Origin of the sequence: Spiroplasma poulsonii (assembly GCF_009866525.1) — a bacterium.
In the GTDB taxonomy this organism is placed as follows: Bacteria; Bacillota_I; Bacilli_A; order Mycoplasmatales; family Mycoplasmataceae; genus Spiroplasma; species Spiroplasma poulsonii.
Map to the genome: position 1 here is coordinate 1,156,115 of NZ_CM020866.1, position 17,243 is coordinate 1,173,357.

Sequence of the window (17,243 nt, forward strand, 5' to 3'; positions counted from 1 at the left end):
TGATAATCTGTAATTTAAAAATTATTAATAAAAAACATCACGGTTTTAAGGCATTAACCTAGTAAAAATAAAAAATGATTTTAATAACTTAAAATCATTTTATAAATTTTTATGACGTTTAGTATTATTTTCTTGTTTTAATCGAAAACTAGTATAATACGGATTTTGTCATTTAATAGCGCCTTGTCCCATCCGGTTGTAAGTATGAACAGCATTTCGTAATGCGTTAATCTTTTGTTTTGTTAATTCTAACAGATTATTTTGCCGCGGAAACAAATGCGTTTTTCTAATATTTGTAATATGAATTTGGCGTTTGTTTTTTGCTGTTTCTGTTTGTTTTTTGCTGTTTCTGTTTGTTTTCCTGTTGTTTTTGCTACTTTTTTTGTTACTTGTTATCCTTTTGGTTTTGCAATCCGACGTGGCTTGTGCTGTTTTACAGGTTGATAATGACGATAAAGGTTAGTTTTCATATTATGTTGTTTTCGAAGTAAACCAAGAATTACTGTTTTTTGGTCAAATGTTAATTCTGTTTTCATTTTTAAAATTCGTTCAATTGAAAGAAAATTTAATTTCAAAGAATTTAAAAAATTAAATGTTTTTAATGTTTTTGCATCTAAATTTCCATTTGTCAACATCAATAAATCCTTCCTTTGTTCTATGGTAAAATTATACCCGCTTTTCGTTAGATTAAAAGTATTTTTTCATAAAAAATGTGATAACTTCTTGGTCTTGATACTGGTGTAAATTCTTTTTAATGGCACTATAATGATGTTTTTGAAAAAAGCAACAGTTGGTAAATAAGCATTAACAGTAATATCTAAAAAACCATTTGTTTGAGCAACTATTTCTAATTGTTGTAATAGTTTTTTACCAAAATATCATCCTTGATATTCGGGGTCAACATACAATTGAGTAATTTGATTTTGTTCCGCATGATATGATCCAAAAGCTAAAATTTTATTGTCAAAGACAATAACATAACCTTCTTCTTCACTTAGCACTTTACAAAAGTCTTCATCTTTTCATTGTTCTAAAATTGCTCTTTGTTGTAACAAACTATAATCTTCAATGCTAACTTTACTCAATGCTTTTTGGCGTAATTCTTCAATTTGGTTTTGATCTAAGATTGTTGCACGTCGAATCATTATTGTTTACTCCTTATTGATTATTTTTGTTTATCAGATTTTGTTCTTAATAATCATAACACAAAATTGCTTAATAACTAAATCATAAAAAAAATAGTTCCTGGTTAGGAACTATTTTTTTTCTTTATGTAAAGTATGTTGGTTACATTTTGAACAATATTTTTTTACTTCTAACTTTTCTTGTTGTTTCTTTTTATCACGTTTTGCAATATAGTTTTCTTCTTTACATTGATCACAACGCAAAATTATTCCTTCACGCATTTATTTATTCCTCTTTTCTGTTCAAACATAATTCTTTGCTAAATTTTGCAACAAGTATATCATAGCAAAATAATCTCCTTTTGCCAATTAATTTTACCTTCTTTTTCGCAATATTTTAATTATCTCACCGGAAAATCCTCATAATTAACCATGTTAAAAGCCCTGTTAAAAGAATTGAATCCAGAATAATCCCTAAACTAATACTTAAGCCCGTAAAAGACAATAAGGCGTATTTATAATCACCACCAAATAAAACTGGAATAAAAGCAGCGATAATAAATGCGCCCCCAACAAATAAAATACTAAAGATTCCGGTTACTAATGATTGGACAGTTCGTGAATTTATTAAAATAACAGCAATCATCATTAAACTAATTGCTAAAGCAGTAATAAAAATTGAAATAAAGAAAAAGATGAAAACAACAAAATTATAAACCGTTCCAAAATTAATTTTTAACGCAGCAGTAATAATAAAACTAGCGATTAACACTAATAAATCAGCAATTAATACCAAAGTAAAACAATAGACATAAACAATGACAATAAACCCAAAGGGTTTAATTTCTAATAATCCAATTCGTTTATAAACAACAGACATTTTTAAATCAATTAAAAATCCCATCATCATATACATTGCAACACTAGTACCAGTTGCAATAAACGTAATCCCAATTGATAAGGCCATTACTTCCGGACCATGGCGATTAGCAAAAATCGCTTGACACAAAATTCCAATTGGAATAATAACAACCGCAAAAGCTAAGACTAATTTTTGACGACGTAAATAATTTAGAAAAAAACTATATAGTGCAAATAAATTAATTTTTTCACTAACTAAGCAATTATTTTTTGTTTTTATAGATGTATTTTGCTCAGTTTTTTGCTCATTTGTCATTTTCCATTGCTCCTGTTCTATAATCTTGGTTATAAGCACCAATTTGATATTCTTTAAACTGATTTTTGACACATTTTTCAACGCTACCATATTCACTAATAACATCATGAACTTTTGATATTTTTGTAATTTCACTATGAACCATAAAAATTAAAGTGTCACAAAATTTTTCAATTTCTTCCATATTATGTGAAATTAATAATAATGCCTTATCCTTATTTGCCAAGAAGGTGCTTAATATTTCATATATTTTATCTTTAATTTCTAAATCTAATCCTGTTGCTAATTCATCAAGAATAATTAAATCAGGGTCAACAATTAAGGCTAATAAAATATTAATTTTTTGTTGTTGTCCTCCTGATAATTTGCTGATGTCTTTATTCATTATTTTTTCTATTTGTAAATCTAATAGCAATTGATAAATTTCGTTTGGTGAAATAAGTAAGTTATAAGCTTTTAAATATAAGTTTAGAATGTCATAACCAGTAACTCCTTTCGGATATTTTGATTCTTGTAATTGCATCCCAATCCGAACCCCAAATTTCTTTTCACTAGTTCCATCAGAAACACGACGAAGTTGGGCGAGAATCTCACATAAAGTTGTTTTCCCTGTTCCATTTGGACCAACAATTCCAATTCGATCGCCTTTTTTAACCGTTAAATTAACATTTTTTAAAACATGTTGTTTGCGATAAAATTTATTAATATTAACGCCTTTAACTAAAAAGTCTTCTGTTAAATTAGTCATTTCTAATCGCTCCCATTTCTATTTATTAGATTATTAAAATTATATAATAAAAATCAGTAAAAATTTGACTGATTTTTATTATTTTTTATCTTTATCAAGAAGATCATACATTGTTATTTTTAATTCTTTTGTTTCTTCAATTTCTAAATCTTTTTTAAATTTATTTTTATCAATTCGTTTCTTTTTTGGTTTTGTAAAATCAACTTTTTGCATTGTTTGCTGTTGATTCTTCGTTTTCACATCTTTCAACCCAACAATGATTGTTCCTGGTGGTGCTTTTTCAATTGCTTTTAATCGTGCTAAGCGCGGGTCTTTTTTGGTGGGGTTGGTGATAATTTATTGAAGTTTTTATTTTCCGATGTCTTAATTTTTTTATCTTTAATTAAAGTCTCAACAGTTGTAACTACTTTACCAAGATTTGGTTTCGCTTTTTGTGTTACATTTTGCACTGGCTTGTTTTCTACTGGGTGATTGTTTTCTGCTTGTTCTTTTAATGCCCTTTGCACTTTTGCTAACTCTTTTTTTTCAAGTAAGATATCAACTGTTGTTTTAACCTTGCCAAAAGTTTTTAAAGAAAAAGATGATAATGGTTCTTCAACAATAATTGGTGTTGTTTTCTTAACGCTTTCTAATGGTGCTTCTGGCATTTGTTTTACTTTTCGTTTTTTCTTTTTTGCTTTTTGTGTTGTAATATGTTTTTGAATTGGTTCGGTTATTTTTAATTCAGCACTTGGTTTTTCTTGCTGTTTTTGGATCTCATTTGTTATTAAATCTACCTTGATTTCAACAAGTTCAATTGGTGCTGATCCTACTTCTTTTGGTTCAATGATAGATTCTATAGGTTCTAAAACTAGGTTTGCTTTAACAACGAGGTCAGTTTCATCATCGTTATTACTATCATTTAGAGAATTTGTTTTTTCTTTACTTTTTTGGTCCGGAGCTGACTTATTAACCGTAGAATTAACTGTTTTAGTTATATCATCTACTGGTTTAACATTATGATGTTGTTTTTTCTGGTCATAATGAAAAAGATGACTTTTTGCTGGTTTTTCGCTATGATGTTCAACCATTTTTCTCGAATGAATTATTTTTAAATTATAATATTGTGGAATCACAATATCAACAATGTTTTCAACACCTAATGGATCTGTTGAACGTTCTAATTTATGAACATTTAATTTATCAGTATTAAACAACATAATTTCATCTTGCTGATTTAACATGTGTAAGGTATCATGCTGTTTTGCCAGAAAAATTCATTTTACTACTTCAGTTACTTTTTTATTAACTTTAAACATTCTTGTTCCTTTAACTGGTCGTGTTGATGATGGTAGTTCTTTTATTGTAATTTTCTTTCCAGCATTAAGATTTGTAATAAAAACAAGTGTATCTTCTTTACAATATCCAGCACCAACAACAGTATCATCTCGTAAATTAATTGACTTAACCCCGGCTGTTCGTAATCCTAACGCTGGAATTTCTTTTGCTTTATATTTCACAATAAACCCATTCACTGTTGTTACAACAACATATAAATGTTTATCAACTAATTGACTGGCAACAACTTCATCATCGCCTTTTAAATTAATCGCTTTAATTGCTTTACTAATTCTTGTTGCTTCAAAATCTTTTACTGCTGTTTTTTTAATCATCCCATTTTTTGTTGCTAACATAATATATTGTTCTGGTTTATTAAAATCATTTAGTAAAAAGGCACTAATAATCTTTTCTTCTCCTGGTAATTCGGAAATCGTGTTAACATGTTCACCAATATCTTTAATTCGAACGGATTTAATTTTATAAACAGGAATAATAACATAATTCCCTTTTGAAGTAATTAATAAAATTTTATCTAAACTATTAGCTTGAAAATCAGCAATTCATAAATCACCTGGTTTACGTTTAAATTCTTCTGTTGTTAATTTTACCAGTTGGTTATTTTCTAAGGCTTTTAAATAACCATCCCGTGAAATTCAAATATTTAAATTTTTTTCAATAATTGTTTCGGTTTTTTCAATTTCAATTGCTTCGATTTCATCTTCAATAATGCTACGACGAGGACTATGAAATCTTTTTTTAATTAATTCTAATTGCCGAATAATAACATGGTTTAATTTATTAATATCACTTAAAATTGCTTTTAAATCAGCAATTGTCGCAATTAATTCTTTTTGTTCTGCTTCTAATTGTAAAATATCAGTTGAAGTTAAACGGTATAAACGTAATTGTACAATTGATTCTGCTTGCAATTTACTAAAGACAAACTTAGCAACTAAGTTATTTATCGCATCAGTACGGTCTTTTGAATGGCGAATTGTGGTAATAACTGCATCTAAAATACTAATGGTTTTAATTAATCCCGCGACAATTTCTGATCGTTTTTCCGCACGAGCTAATTCAAATTGGGAACGATTAGTGACAACTTCGTGCTGATGTTCAACATAATAAGTTAAAATCTCTTTTAATCCTAATTGTAATGGTTGTTTTTTAGCAATTCCAACAACATTAAAATTATATGATACTTGTAAATTAGTATTTTTTAATAAAAATTTACGAACAATTTCAAAATTAGCTTGTTTACCTAGTTCAACCACAATTCGTAATCCTTCACGATCAGTTTCATCACGAACTTCTTTAATATTTAACCCTGGTTCATTATATTTAATATCATCAATTTTTTTAACTAAGTCTTGTTTAACAACTTCATATGGAATTTCAGTAATAACTAAGGCATTGTTTTCATTTTTAATTTTACTTCGAATAATAATTTTACCTTTTCCGGTTCGATAAGCTTCTAAAATCCCATTTTTACCTTGAATAATTCCTCCGGTTGGAAAATCTGGTCCTTTAACATATTTAATTAACTCAGTAATTTTACTTTTTGGTTTTTTAATAAAATGAATTGTTGCATCAATGATCTCATGTAAATTATGTGGTGGAATATTTGTCGCATATCCAGCGGCAATCCCCGTTGAACCATTAACTAATAAATTTGGGAATAATGCTGGTAATACAACTGGTTCTTGTTCAGAATCATCAAAATTGGGAGCAAAAGCAACTGTTTTTTTATCAAGATCTTGTAATAAAAATGATGAAATTTCACTTAATCGTGTTTCCGTATAACGCATTGCCGCCGCCGGGTCACCATCAATTGAACCGTTATTACCATGCATATCAATTAAGGGATAACGAACTTTTCAATTCTGTGATAAGCGGACCATAGCATCATAAACTGAAGTATCACCATGTGGATGATACTTCCCAATTACTTCCCCAACAATCCGTGCTGATTTTTTATAACTACTATTAAAAGTTAACCGTAATTCATTCATTGCAAATAAAATTCGCCGTTGCACCGGTTTTAAACCATCACGAACATCAGGCAAAGCACGATCCTGAATGATATATTTTGCATAACGGCCAAAACGTTCAGCCATAATATCATTTAAGGTATAAATTAATTCATTTGTTTTTTCGCTATTGCTCATTTTTATATTCCTTTCTCTAACTTAAATTTCATCATATTGGGATTAATGACAAATTTTGGATAATCAATTTGATAAAATAATTTCTGCCCTAGGATTGTTAAGGTTCAACAATCTGATTGTTTATCATAAACAAATAGTTGTTGTTGATGTTTCAACAATAATAATGTTCGATAATATTCTAATGTTCGTTCATTAACCATATTCATTAACCTCGTTAAATCGAACAATTGGGATAGCATTTTTTCATTGTTTGTCATTACAAAGTTAGTTTGATCATAAATGGTAGCATTTGTTTTAATTAAATAATTACCCTTTTGTGCTGTCCAATCAACTTCACATTGATAAACAAGGCAACCCTCAATTAACATTAATTTATAACTTGTTGTTTTCATTATTATTAAATTCTTCTTATTTTCTCCAATAAAGTTTATTTGCCCATGATCTTTTCTTGGTTCTAAATTAGGGGCATCATTAATCTTTCGTAATGATATTAAGATTGTTAAAATATTATAATTATAGTAATTTAATTCCTCTTCAATCGTAGTATCTTTAAAAAAATTAACGCCTTTCTTTGTTAAGACATAGATGCCACTACTTTCCTCTAACACATAAAGTTTTTGTTGTTGTTCAGTAACTTTACTTCAAAAGGCTTCTTTTGTTATTGTTTGTTGTTTTGTTAAATCTAAGATTGCATAACATCAAGTTAACGTGTCGTGATCATCAGATGCGATGTCAATTGCATTAACAACTTGATAATCGCTATCATCACTATTATTTGATGTTAATAATTCTAATGTGATAATATCTTCTTTTTCTTTAAGGTTAATAATTCATAACTGAAAATTTTGATATTGGCTAAGTTTTACATTCGTTTGATTTAAATCAGTAATTAATGTTTTAATTGCTGGTAGTAACATCATAACCTTTATTGATTAATAATTGTTTGAAAATCATCTTCTAACGTAAACTTAACATTTTCATCAATTCAGTTTTTTCGTTTTCTAGCATCATCACCCATTAAAGTTACAATTCGTCGTTCTGCCATAAGAGCATCATCAATTGTTACTAAAATTAATTGGCGTGTTTCAGGGTCCATTGTTGTTTCTCACAATTGCTCAGCATTCATTTCCCCTAAGCCTTTGTAGCGTTGTAATTCAAACTTATCTTTTAAGGTGTTTAATTTTATTCTTAGTTCATTTTCATCTCAAGCATAATCAATTCTTTTATTCTTAGTATTTAAGATTTTAAATAGTGGTGGCAACGCAATATAAACCCGATGATTTTCAATTAGTGGGCGCATATAGCGATAAAAGAATGTTAATAATAAGGTTTGAATATGCGCTCCATCAGTATCAGCATCAGTCATAATAATTACTTTTCCATAATTGGCATCTTCAATGTCAAAGGCATTTCCAACTCCAGCACCAATTGCATTAATCATTACATTAATTTCTTCATTATTCATTAAGTCTTGTAATTTTGCTTTTTCAGCATTAATTACTTTTCCACGTAATGGTAAAATTGCTTGAAAGCGACGGTCACGCCCTAATTTAGCACTTCCTCCCGCTGAGTCCCCTTCCACTAAAAAGATTTCATTATTTAATTTATTGCGGTTTTGGGCTGGTGTTAATTTTCCAGTTAATAATCGGTCACTATTTCCTCGTTTTTTATTATTTCGTGCCGCTTCCCGGGCTTTACGAGCTTCTTCACGAACATTCCGTGCTAATAACGCTTTTTCAATAATAGCATAAGCACTTGTTTTATTTTCTGTTAATCAAAACCCAAATTGTTTTGTGACAATTATTTCTACTGCTGCTCGAGCATCATAAGTCCCTAATTTCCCTTTTGTTTGTCCTTCATATTGAATTAAACTTTCTGGAACTTTTACCGAAATAATTGCTGTTAAACCTTCTCGCGTATCAGTTGAATCTAAGTTTTTATCCTTTTCTTTTAATAATCCTTCTTTTCGCGCATAATCATTAATAACCTTTGTTAAACCACCACGGAACCCAACAACATGGCTTCCTCCTTCACTTGTTTTAACATTGTTAGCAAAACTAAGTAAATTTTCATTAAATTCAGTTGAATATTGTAAAGCAACTTCAACTTCAATTTCTTTTTCAAGGCCTTTCATCATTACAATTGGGGTAATGCTTTTTTTCCCCTCATTCATATAAGTAATAAATTCTTCTAACCCATTATTAAATAGATACTCAACTGTTTTATCAGCACGTTCATCTGTTAATGTAATTTTAACACCACTATTTAAAAATGCTGATTCACGAATTCGTTCTGAAATGGTTGTAAATGAAAAATCAATTACTTTAAAAATTTTTGAATCAGGTAAAAAAGTGATAGTTGTTCCTGTTTCATTTGTTGTTCCAATTTCTGTTAATGGTTGTTTTACTTGCCCACCATTACCAAATTTAATGTGTCAAATTTTTGTATCACGATAAATTTTAACATCAAAAACTGATGATAAGGCATTAACAACAGAAGAACCAACACCATGTAATCCTCCCGATGTTTTATACCCATCACCACCAAATTTTCCTCCAGCATGCAGAACTGAAAAAATAATTTCTGGGGTTGATTTTCCCGAAGTATGTTTTCCTGTTGGCACACCACGCCCATTATCATGAACGGTAACGGCATTATTTTTATGAATAGTAACATTAATTTCGGTACAATACCCTGCTAATGCTTCATCAATTGAGTTATCAACAATTTCTCAAACTAAATGATGTAACCCCCGCACATCAGTTGACCCAATATACATTCCCGGACGCTTACGAACTGCATCTAATCCTTCTAGAATTTGAATTGATGATTCATCATATTTTAAAGTTTTATTTTCTGTACTCATATTTTAATCATTCCTTTTAATTCTAATTTTTTACTATAACTATCATATATTATACTAGTTTTATTTACAATTATTTACAAAATTATTTCTAATATACTATAATAATAGTAAAAGAGAGGTGACGAAATGACATTATACGGATATGTAGGAACAGTAATTGCTGCAATCATTGGGTACTTAATTGGGTCTTTTAGTTGATCCATTTTTATTAGTAAAACCCTTTATAAAATTGACGTTCGAGAATATCATTCAAAAAATGCTGGAGCCACAAATACTAGTCGTGTCTTAGGGAAAAAATGAGGTTTTGGTATTATGTTTTTGGACATGCTAAAAGTAACAATAACAATGTTTATTGCGTTTGGGATTAGTTGTATTAATATTAACGGTGTTAATTTTGGTTCAACTAGTTATTATGTTCCAGCTTTCTTTGTCTTAATTGGACATTCTTATCCAATTTATTATAAGTTTAAAGGAGGAAAAACAGTTTCTTCTTTTTTAGGACTATTATGGATGACTAATCCCTACTATTTTTTAATTTCAACTATCGTCTGATGAACTACAATCTTTATTTGAAAACGTGTTTCTGTTTCTTCAATTTTAGCGGCTTTATTTACCGGTGCTTTATGTTGAATTCCTCAATTAAGCGGAATTAATGTTATTAATTTTAATGGTGATTTACTACAAAACTCACATGTTTTTTGAATGAATTACTTACATTATGTTAATTATAATAATTATTATGATAGTTTAGCATTAATTAATATTGTTATTACTTTAAGTGCGATTTTCTTAATTTTTAAACACCATCAAAATATTGTTCGTTTATTTAAAGGAACTGAAAAACCTTATGATTTTAAAGGAAAATCTGATTTAGCAACCGGAAATATTACAACCAATCCTAAAAATAATGCGGTTAAAAAAATAATTAATAATTTATATTAATTATTTTTTTTGAATAGAAGTTTTATCCCCATAATGATAAAATGGTGTATAATGGAATCTTGCTTTACCAAAAATAAAAGTTCCATCATAGCCTCCTCCATTAGCATTAATTTTATCACTACCATTATAATCTCAATTGCTATTATATCATCCTGCTTCTTGTTTAAAAGAAAATAAACTAAGGCATCGTGTAAGTGAAGTGCAACAAATCAACTCAGAAAGGAGTTGATTTTTTAATGGAAAGAAAACATTATTTTATTTTACGGTCCTTAGTAACTAAGTATGGAAAAGATAATATACTTCTTGCATTACTTGTTAAAAAATTGCAAATATTTGTAAAAAAGATACTAATAGAAAAATATAATTTTAATTAATTATGTTTTTTATTTAAAAATTTAATATTTTTCCACAACGAAAAATTAATTTATTATTTAAATTATTTAATTTTAAATAAATATTTTATGTTAAATATAATAATTGTAAATTATAAATTGAGGCAATTAAATTAAATCTTAAACCAAATCTTTTTCTTCGATTACGATATTTTTCTGTAATAATTTTAAATTTTTTAAGAATAGCAAAAATATTTTCAATAATAATTCTCATTTTTGAAACTAGTCTATTATATTGCTTTTGTTCTTTGTTTAAAGGGTTTTTCTTTGTTTTCTTTGTAGGTATTAGAACATTATTGTGATTTTTTTGTATTCCTTGATAACCACTATCAACTATTAATTTGGTATTTTTTAAAATTGGGATTTTTGATTCTTTAAATAAAGCATAATCATGTTTTTTTCCGAGCGAAAAACTTGTTGCAATAATTTTTTTGGTTTCTTGTTCGATAATTACTTGTGTTTTGATCGTGTGTTTTTTCTTTTTACCAGAATAAGATTGTTTTTGTCTTTTTTTGGGCGTTGGATTGGAGTTTCGGTAGCATCAATAATAATAGTTTTATCATTAAAATAATCATTTATTAGTGCTTTTTTACCAGCAAGTTGTTGAAAATCAGAGTTTTTAATTAAAATATCTTCAATTCACTTAATATTACGATAACAATTAGCCTCACTAATATCAAAACTTTTACCAAGATGAAAATAAGTCTGATATTCTCGTCAATATAATAAAGTCATCAATAATCTATTTTCTAATGATAATTTATTAGTTTTACCACCTTTTTTAAATTTTTCTATTTCAGCAACTTTTAAAATATCTAACATTTTATTAAAAGTGGATTTTTTTATTCCTGTTAATCTTAACCATTCTCTATCATTAAGAGTATTAAATTTATTATTGTTCATATTTTTATGTCCTCATAAATTATATTTTATAATAATATTTTAATAAAAAAGGGTATCGCAAGAAGTCTATTTAATTGAAGGACAAAATGATTTTATTTTTTTATCTAAGTTATTAAATAATAATACTGATGATTATGAAATTATACAAGCAGATGGCAAGTTTACAATGCCAATATATATTGAAATTTTTAAACAAATTAAAACACAAGATATAACTATTAATATAATGTTTGATAAAGATAATGGCAAAAGTACTATACATCAAAAATTTAATGAGTATATTATAAATAACGCTGATAAAGTTCTTGCTTTTAATAAAAATTTAGAATTTGATACTAAATTTACAACAAACACAAAAAGCGAAATACAAAATAAGTATAAATGTGTTGAATTTGCTGAACATATTGATAATAATGTTGATTTGGAACAATATAAGTTTTGTAAAGAATAATAAATAATTACAAAAAATATTATTGTTTCTTTATTAAATAATTCATTAGACTTCTTGCGATACCCTTTTTTATTAAAATATTATTATAAAATATAATTTATGAGGACATAAAAATATGAACAATAATAAATTTAATACTCTTAATGATAGAGAATGGTTAAGATTAACAGGAATAAAAAAATCCACTTTTAATAAAATGTTAGATATTTTAAAAGTTGCTGAAATAGAAAAATTTAAAAAAGGTGGTAAAACTAATAAATTATCATTAGAAAATAGATTATTGATGACTTTATTATATTGACGAGAATATCAGACTTATTTTCATCTTGGTAAAAGTTTTGATATTAGTGAGGCTAATTGTTATCGTAATATTAAGTGAATTGAAGATATTTTAATTAAAAACTCTGATTTTCAACAACTTGCTGGTAAAAAAGCACTAATAAATGATTATTTTAATGATAAAACTATTATTATTGATGCTACCGAAACTCCAATCCAACGCCCAAAAAAAGACAAAAACAATCTTATTCTGGTAAAAAGAAAAAACAAACGATCAAAACACAAGTAATTATCGAACAAGAAACCAAAAAAATTATTGCAACAAGTTTTTCGCTCGGAAAAAAACATGATTATGCTTTATTTAAAGAATCAAAAATCCCAATTTTAAAAAATACCAAATTAATAGTTGATAGTGGTTATCAAGGAATACAAAAAAATCACAATAATGTTCTAATACCTACAAAGAAAACAAAGAAAAATCCTTTAAACAAAGAACAAAAGCAATATAATAGAATAGTTTCAAAAATGAGAATTATTATTGAAAATATTTTTGCTATTCTTAAAAAATTTAAAATTATTACAGAAAAATATCGTAATCGAAGAAAAAGATTTGGTTTAAGATTTAATTTAATTGCCTCAATTTATAATTTACAATTATTATATTTAACATAAAATATTTATTTAAAATTAAATAATTTAAATAATAAATTAATTTTTCGTTGTGGAAAAATATTAAATTTTTAAATAAAAAACATAATTAATTAAAATTATATTTTTCTATTAGTATCTTTTTTACAAATATTTGCAATTTTTTAACAAGTAATGCAAGAAGTCTATTGAATAAATTATTCCGCTAATAAATTACGCGGAATAATTTATTCTTTTACTTTTTAATTTCAATATCTTTTGCAATCTTATTGACAATATTAATAACATTATCTTTACCATACTTTTTCACTAACGACCACAAAATCAAATATTGCTTTGTTTGCATAATTCCAACCTCCTATAATTAACTTAAAAAAGTTAACTAAATTAATAGTTAACTTTTTATCGGTTGGCATTTGCAATTTACATAAACAATAAAAAATAGGTCCCTTTTTTATTTTGAGAACCTATGATAATCGTTATTCGAATCAATTAATTCTGCTAAAACATAACCAATTTGTTCAATAATATCGGTTGGTAACACTGGTTTTTTATATTGCGAAATTTCATCACCAGCAAAACCATGCAAATAAGTTCCAATAATGGCAGCTTCAAATAACTCATAACCTTGTCCAATTAAACTAGCAATTAAACCAGTTAAAGTATCGCCCATCCCAGCTACTGCCATATAAGGGTTCCCCGTCCCGTTAATATAAACAATATTACCATCTGTAATAATTGATTGATAACCTTTTAGTACAACAATGATCTTGTATTTATTAGCAAATTCTTTTGCAATATTTACCCGGTCTTGTAAAATTTCTTCAACACTTTTATCAATCAATCGTGATAATTCTAAGACATGGGGGGTTAAAACACCACGGCCACGTAATTTACGCAATAATGGCGGGTATAAAACATTAATGCCATCAGCGTCAACAACAATTGGCCCCTTATAATTATCTAAAATATAATTTAAAGTATTATATGTTCGCTCTGTTTTTCCTTTTCCCATTCCATAAGCAACAATGTTAACTTTATTTGTTAGTAAATCTAAAATACGATTACGATCAGAAGAATCACAAAAGGTCACTTCTGGGGTGGTATGATTGGTTTTTCCTAATATTTCGGGTGAAACCGATCAAATTACTAAACCAATTCCAGCATTTAAAGCCATATTAGCTACTAATGTGCCAGCATTTACATACTCTAAACTTGAAGCAAAAATAATTAAATTACCATAATCCCCCTTATGTGAAATTAATGGTCGTGATTGTAACTTAATACTATTATTATAAAATAGATTATTATTAACTAATTGTGAACAAATATCATTGACAGCCTTTGGATGAAAACCTAACTGTCAAACCACAACTTCTCCTAAGTAAGGAATAATATCATAAATAATAAATGCTGTTTTATAAGTAAAAAAAGTAACTGTTTTATTAGCTTTTATTGCAATTGTTGGAATTATTGCTTTATCATTATCAATTCCACTAGGAATATCACACGCTAAAACATATTTTTGGACTTGATTAATTTTCTTAATAATTTCAGCAATTGCTGCTGGCATTTTACCGTGATATCCAATCCCAAAAATACAATCAACAATAAATTCAGCTCATAAAAGTAGTTTATCAAGATCATCACTTAAAAAACTAATTGTTACATTAGCTAAAGATTTTAATTGGCGATAGTAATGTGCCACTTCTGGTGTCTTTGCCGCATCAAAGTCTGCATTAGAAGTGCAAATATAAACATGCACTTTTTTTAGTGGCATCATAATCACTAATTAATTTTGCCAAAGCAAGCCCATCGCCCCCATTATTTCCAACATTACTAAAAATTAAAAAATTATTAACCGTTAAATTAACATAATTAAATAATCCCTCTACTGCTTTGGCCATTAATTTAATGGCAGGAATTTCTAATTGGTTAAAAATAAAATCATCAATTTTTTTACTATCGGCTTGGTTAGTAATATAAAGCATAGTTTTTAATCTCCTCACTTAATTATAGTCAATTAAAGCAGAAAAACCAGTTTTAAATTCCTGTTTTTTTTAAAATTTCAACTTTTTCCTTATAATTTGGCATATATCGTTCAACATAATATCAAAACGATTTTGAATGATTATGATGCACTAAATGCGATAATTCATGAACAATAACATATTCTAATACCGTTGGGTCAAAATGAATTAGTTTTGTATTTAAAACAATTTTTTCAGTTTGCGGATAACAGACACCTCATTTTCGTGTCATTGCTTTCACCGATAAATTTTTATAAGTTAAACCCATTGTTGCTGCTCATTTATCCAATAATTGTTCAAATTTATAACTAAATTTTTGTTTCAAAAATTGGTGTAACTTTTTAACATTTTCCTCATAACTACCAGCATCTTTCATTACAAATAATTGACAATTAATAATTTTGGTATGAACATTTTCGGCAGTTAATTGTAACGAATATTTTTCATTAAAAACAAAGACATAACCAGTTCCATCAGGATTAATCATAATTTTACGGTAATTATCATGAACATCAATTACAGTAATAATTTTTTTAATATTTTTATAAATTAAAGCTTCAATTTCCCAATCATGCGCATGACTTGGAGCTGAAACTTTAATTTTGCCATTATTGACATTTAAAACAATATTTTTTTGTTCTTTAATAATTAAATCATATTTAATTAAATTACCCTGATATGGTAGCACTTTTTGAAATGCCATAATGTTCCTCCCTTACTAATAAAACTAGTTTTTGATTAATGATGATCATCATGTTCTTCAGTATTATCATTATTATCGTTAACATAATCATCAAAGTTATCAGTTGGATTAACATAAGATTTTGGTTTTGCTTTTTCTGATTGTTTAGTAATATCTTCGCGATATTTTTTTCCGGCGGTTCAAATTTTATCAATATCACCCAAGAAAACTTTTCCATCATACGAATTATCAACACGAGCATTCGGATTTACCCGTTGTTTCTCACTAATTCTTGGTACTGAACCAATTCGTTCTTCTAACTCTCGCGTATCTAATGGCATATGTTGTTTGGATTTTGGAATGATAATCGAACCTGGGCCAGTTCCTTTTTGTTGCGGTGCTGATGAAGTTGTTTCACTAAAAACAGGGGCAGAATAATCATGGTGTTTAATGATATCGCCTTTTTTAACAAAATTACCTTCTTGTTCAATCATAACACCAGTTGGTGATTCGTCAACTACCCCAACTCCTTCTTCGATTGTGCGTAAGTACTGACCTTCAGCGCCAACACGAATTGGTGCTTTTTCATCAGGAGTTTTACTATTATCTTTTCAACGACTATTATCATATTCTGCTGTTGGTTCAGCTAAATGCGCTTCACCTTGTTCATTTAACATTGCATTACGCGCCATTTTCTCTTTTAATAACGCCATTTTTGTTTTTAAATCAGTTGCTGCCGGATTTTTATTCGTTGCCCTAGGAGATGCATCTTCACGAGCAGAAAGTTCCGCTTGGTTAACCATTTCTTTTTGTGGTGTTAATCCTTTTGCTCCAATTTTACCAGTTGTTAAATCAATTGCTGATAAACGATTTTGTTGATCTTTTGTCAATGGTTTTGCTTGACGTGCTTTTCGATAATAAGTTGTTGTTAAGATTCCACCAAGAAGAGTAAAAACTGGCCCAATAAACAATAAAGCAAAACTAGGATTAATTTTTAGTCCTAATTTAAAAACACTTAATCCTGTTTTTCCATCTGGTGTTTGAACACCAAATACTACCGCAAGAATCAGAAAGAAACACGTAAGAAGACCAAGAATTAAAGCAAAAACAACGCCAAACCCTTTATAACCACCATTTTTTGTTAAATAATTTGGAATTAAATACATTAACACTAAAAAACTAGAAATTCCTATTAAAATTCCACCCACCAAGGTTGGATTAGCAAGAACTTTGATATACATTGTTTGATCTGAAAATTGCAATACAACCCGCGCAATATCTTCAAGCAACATTCGTGCTGCTTCATAAAGTAAATGACTAGTACTACTAGTACTCATTTTAGCTTTAAAAATAATTAATAACCCAAAAAAAAGCGCACTAAAAAGCCCTCCAATTGTTAGAAAAATTAATGACGCTCCACATAATTTCTTCATTCTTTTCACCTATCTTTTAAACTTAACACAACCATACATATATTATTTATCTTCTAAATATACACAGTAATTATACCTTA

Annotated in this window: 19 protein-coding genes and 1 pseudogene; 5 read left to right on the top strand and 15 right to left on the bottom strand. The window is 27.8% G+C overall.

Annotation, left to right across the window (positions count from 1 at the left end; translation table 4 throughout):
• Positions 1-99 precede the first annotated feature (99 nt).
• The 9 genes from MSROBK_RS11710 to parE all read right to left on the bottom strand — a co-directional run bounded on the left by MSROBK_RS11710 (position 100) and on the right by parE (position 9,403).
• Positions 100-276, bottom strand: coding sequence for a hypothetical protein (locus MSROBK_RS11710; RefSeq protein WP_174842685.1), 177 nt, complete (start codon positions 274-276; stop codon positions 100-102).
• A gap of 116 nt (positions 277-392) precedes the next feature.
• Positions 393-1,145 carry a GNAT family N-acetyltransferase gene (locus MSROBK_RS11715; protein ID WP_227991149.1) on the bottom strand — a complete coding sequence of 251 codons (753 nt, stop codon included), beginning with the start codon at positions 1,143-1,145 and terminating at the stop codon, positions 393-395.
• A 111-nt stretch (positions 1,146-1,256) separates the two neighbouring features.
• Positions 1,257-1,406, bottom strand: a complete 150-nt coding sequence (gene rpmG, locus MSROBK_RS06520) for a 50S ribosomal protein L33 (protein WP_040093693.1) — start codon at positions 1,404-1,406, stop codon at positions 1,257-1,259.
• A 115-nt stretch (positions 1,407-1,521) separates the two neighbouring features.
• Complete coding sequence (locus MSROBK_RS06525) at positions 1,522-2,301, bottom strand: hypothetical protein (protein WP_040093694.1); 780 nt, start codon at positions 2,299-2,301, stop codon at positions 1,522-1,524.
• Entirely contained in the window at positions 2,249-3,049 is an 801-nt protein-coding gene (locus MSROBK_RS06530) for an ATP-binding cassette domain-containing protein (protein WP_040093695.1), read from the bottom strand. The genes MSROBK_RS06525 and MSROBK_RS06530 overlap by 53 nt, the downstream gene beginning before the upstream one ends.
• A gap of 78 nt (positions 3,050-3,127) precedes the next feature.
• Positions 3,128-3,289, bottom strand: a complete 162-nt coding sequence (locus tag MSROBK_RS11720) for a phospholipase (RefSeq protein ID WP_227991150.1) — start codon at positions 3,287-3,289, stop codon at positions 3,128-3,130.
• 59 nt (positions 3,290-3,348) lie between these two features.
• Entirely contained in the window at positions 3,349-6,537 is a 3,189-nt protein-coding gene (gene parC / locus MSROBK_RS06535; RefSeq protein ID WP_227991151.1) for a DNA topoisomerase IV subunit A, read from the bottom strand.
• Positions 6,538-6,539: 2 nt separating this feature from the next.
• Entirely contained in the window at positions 6,540-7,457 is a 918-nt protein-coding gene (locus MSROBK_RS06540; RefSeq protein ID WP_052443507.1) for a hypothetical protein, read from the bottom strand.
• A gap of 5 nt (positions 7,458-7,462) precedes the next feature.
• On the bottom strand, positions 7,463-9,403 hold the full coding sequence (parE, locus tag MSROBK_RS06545) for a DNA topoisomerase IV subunit B (RefSeq protein ID WP_040093696.1): 1,941 nt from the start codon (positions 9,401-9,403) through the stop codon (positions 7,463-7,465).
• 126 nt (positions 9,404-9,529) lie between these two features.
• Here parE and plsY point away from each other — a divergent pair, with 126 nt between their 5' ends.
• Both plsY and MSROBK_RS06555 read left to right on the top strand, forming a co-directional pair.
• Complete coding sequence (gene plsY, locus MSROBK_RS06550; protein ID WP_040093697.1) at positions 9,530-10,345, top strand: glycerol-3-phosphate 1-O-acyltransferase PlsY; 816 nt, start codon at positions 9,530-9,532, stop codon at positions 10,343-10,345.
• A 236-nt stretch (positions 10,346-10,581) separates the two neighbouring features.
• Positions 10,582-10,719 (top strand): hypothetical protein, encoded by a 138-nt coding sequence (locus MSROBK_RS06555; RefSeq protein ID WP_157944240.1) that lies wholly within the window; start codon positions 10,582-10,584, stop codon positions 10,717-10,719.
• An 85-nt stretch (positions 10,720-10,804) separates the two neighbouring features.
• Here MSROBK_RS06555 and MSROBK_RS13760 read toward each other — a convergent pair whose 3' ends face one another.
• Together MSROBK_RS13760 and MSROBK_RS13765 are read right to left on the bottom strand one after the other, a co-directional pair.
• Entirely contained in the window at positions 10,805-11,203 is a 399-nt protein-coding gene (locus tag MSROBK_RS13760) for a transposase family protein (protein WP_242441474.1), read from the bottom strand.
• Positions 11,188-11,640 (bottom strand): IS5 family transposase, encoded by a 453-nt coding sequence (locus MSROBK_RS13765; RefSeq protein ID WP_040092446.1) that lies wholly within the window; start codon positions 11,638-11,640, stop codon positions 11,188-11,190. Before MSROBK_RS13765 ends, MSROBK_RS13760 begins: the two co-directional genes overlap by 16 nt.
• 67 nt (positions 11,641-11,707) lie before the next feature.
• Between MSROBK_RS13765 and MSROBK_RS06565 the strand changes: the two are divergent.
• The 3 genes and pseudogenes from MSROBK_RS06565 to MSROBK_RS13775 all read left to right on the top strand — a co-directional run.
• A pseudogene (locus tag MSROBK_RS06565) lies at positions 11,708-12,091 on the top strand (hypothetical protein); the annotation flags it as partial.
• A gap of 115 nt (positions 12,092-12,206) precedes the next feature.
• A complete protein-coding gene (locus tag MSROBK_RS13770) occupies positions 12,207-12,659 on the top strand; it encodes an IS5 family transposase (protein ID WP_040093700.1) in 453 nt (150 codons plus the stop codon).
• Positions 12,644-13,042 carry a transposase gene (locus MSROBK_RS13775; RefSeq protein WP_416375024.1) on the top strand — a complete coding sequence of 133 codons (399 nt, stop codon included), beginning with the start codon at positions 12,644-12,646 and terminating at the stop codon, positions 13,040-13,042. Before MSROBK_RS13770 ends, MSROBK_RS13775 begins: the two co-directional genes overlap by 16 nt.
• A 430-nt stretch (positions 13,043-13,472) precedes the next feature.
• Here MSROBK_RS13775 and MSROBK_RS06575 read toward each other — a convergent pair whose 3' ends face one another.
• Genes MSROBK_RS06575 through MSROBK_RS06585 form a run of 4 tightly spaced genes read right to left on the bottom strand, consistent with a single transcriptional unit; the run spans position 13,473 to position 17,163 of the window.
• On the bottom strand, positions 13,473-14,798 hold the full coding sequence (locus MSROBK_RS06575; RefSeq protein ID WP_227991153.1) for an NAD(P)H-hydrate dehydratase: 1,326 nt from the start codon (positions 14,796-14,798) through the stop codon (positions 13,473-13,475).
• Positions 14,758-15,009, bottom strand: coding sequence for a hypothetical protein (locus MSROBK_RS11725; RefSeq protein ID WP_227991155.1), 252 nt, complete (start codon positions 15,007-15,009; stop codon positions 14,758-14,760). The genes MSROBK_RS06575 and MSROBK_RS11725 overlap by 41 nt, the downstream gene beginning before the upstream one ends.
• Positions 15,010-15,061: 52 nt before the next feature.
• Positions 15,062-15,751, bottom strand: a complete 690-nt coding sequence (locus MSROBK_RS06580) for a M48 family metallopeptidase (RefSeq protein ID WP_040093701.1) — start codon at positions 15,749-15,751, stop codon at positions 15,062-15,064.
• Positions 15,752-15,786: 35 nt separating this feature from the next.
• Positions 15,787-17,163: a DUF4064 domain-containing protein gene (locus MSROBK_RS06585; protein WP_040093702.1), complete on the bottom strand. Its 1,377-nt coding sequence runs from the start codon at positions 17,161-17,163 to the stop codon at positions 15,787-15,789.
• Positions 17,164-17,243 lie beyond the last annotated feature (80 nt).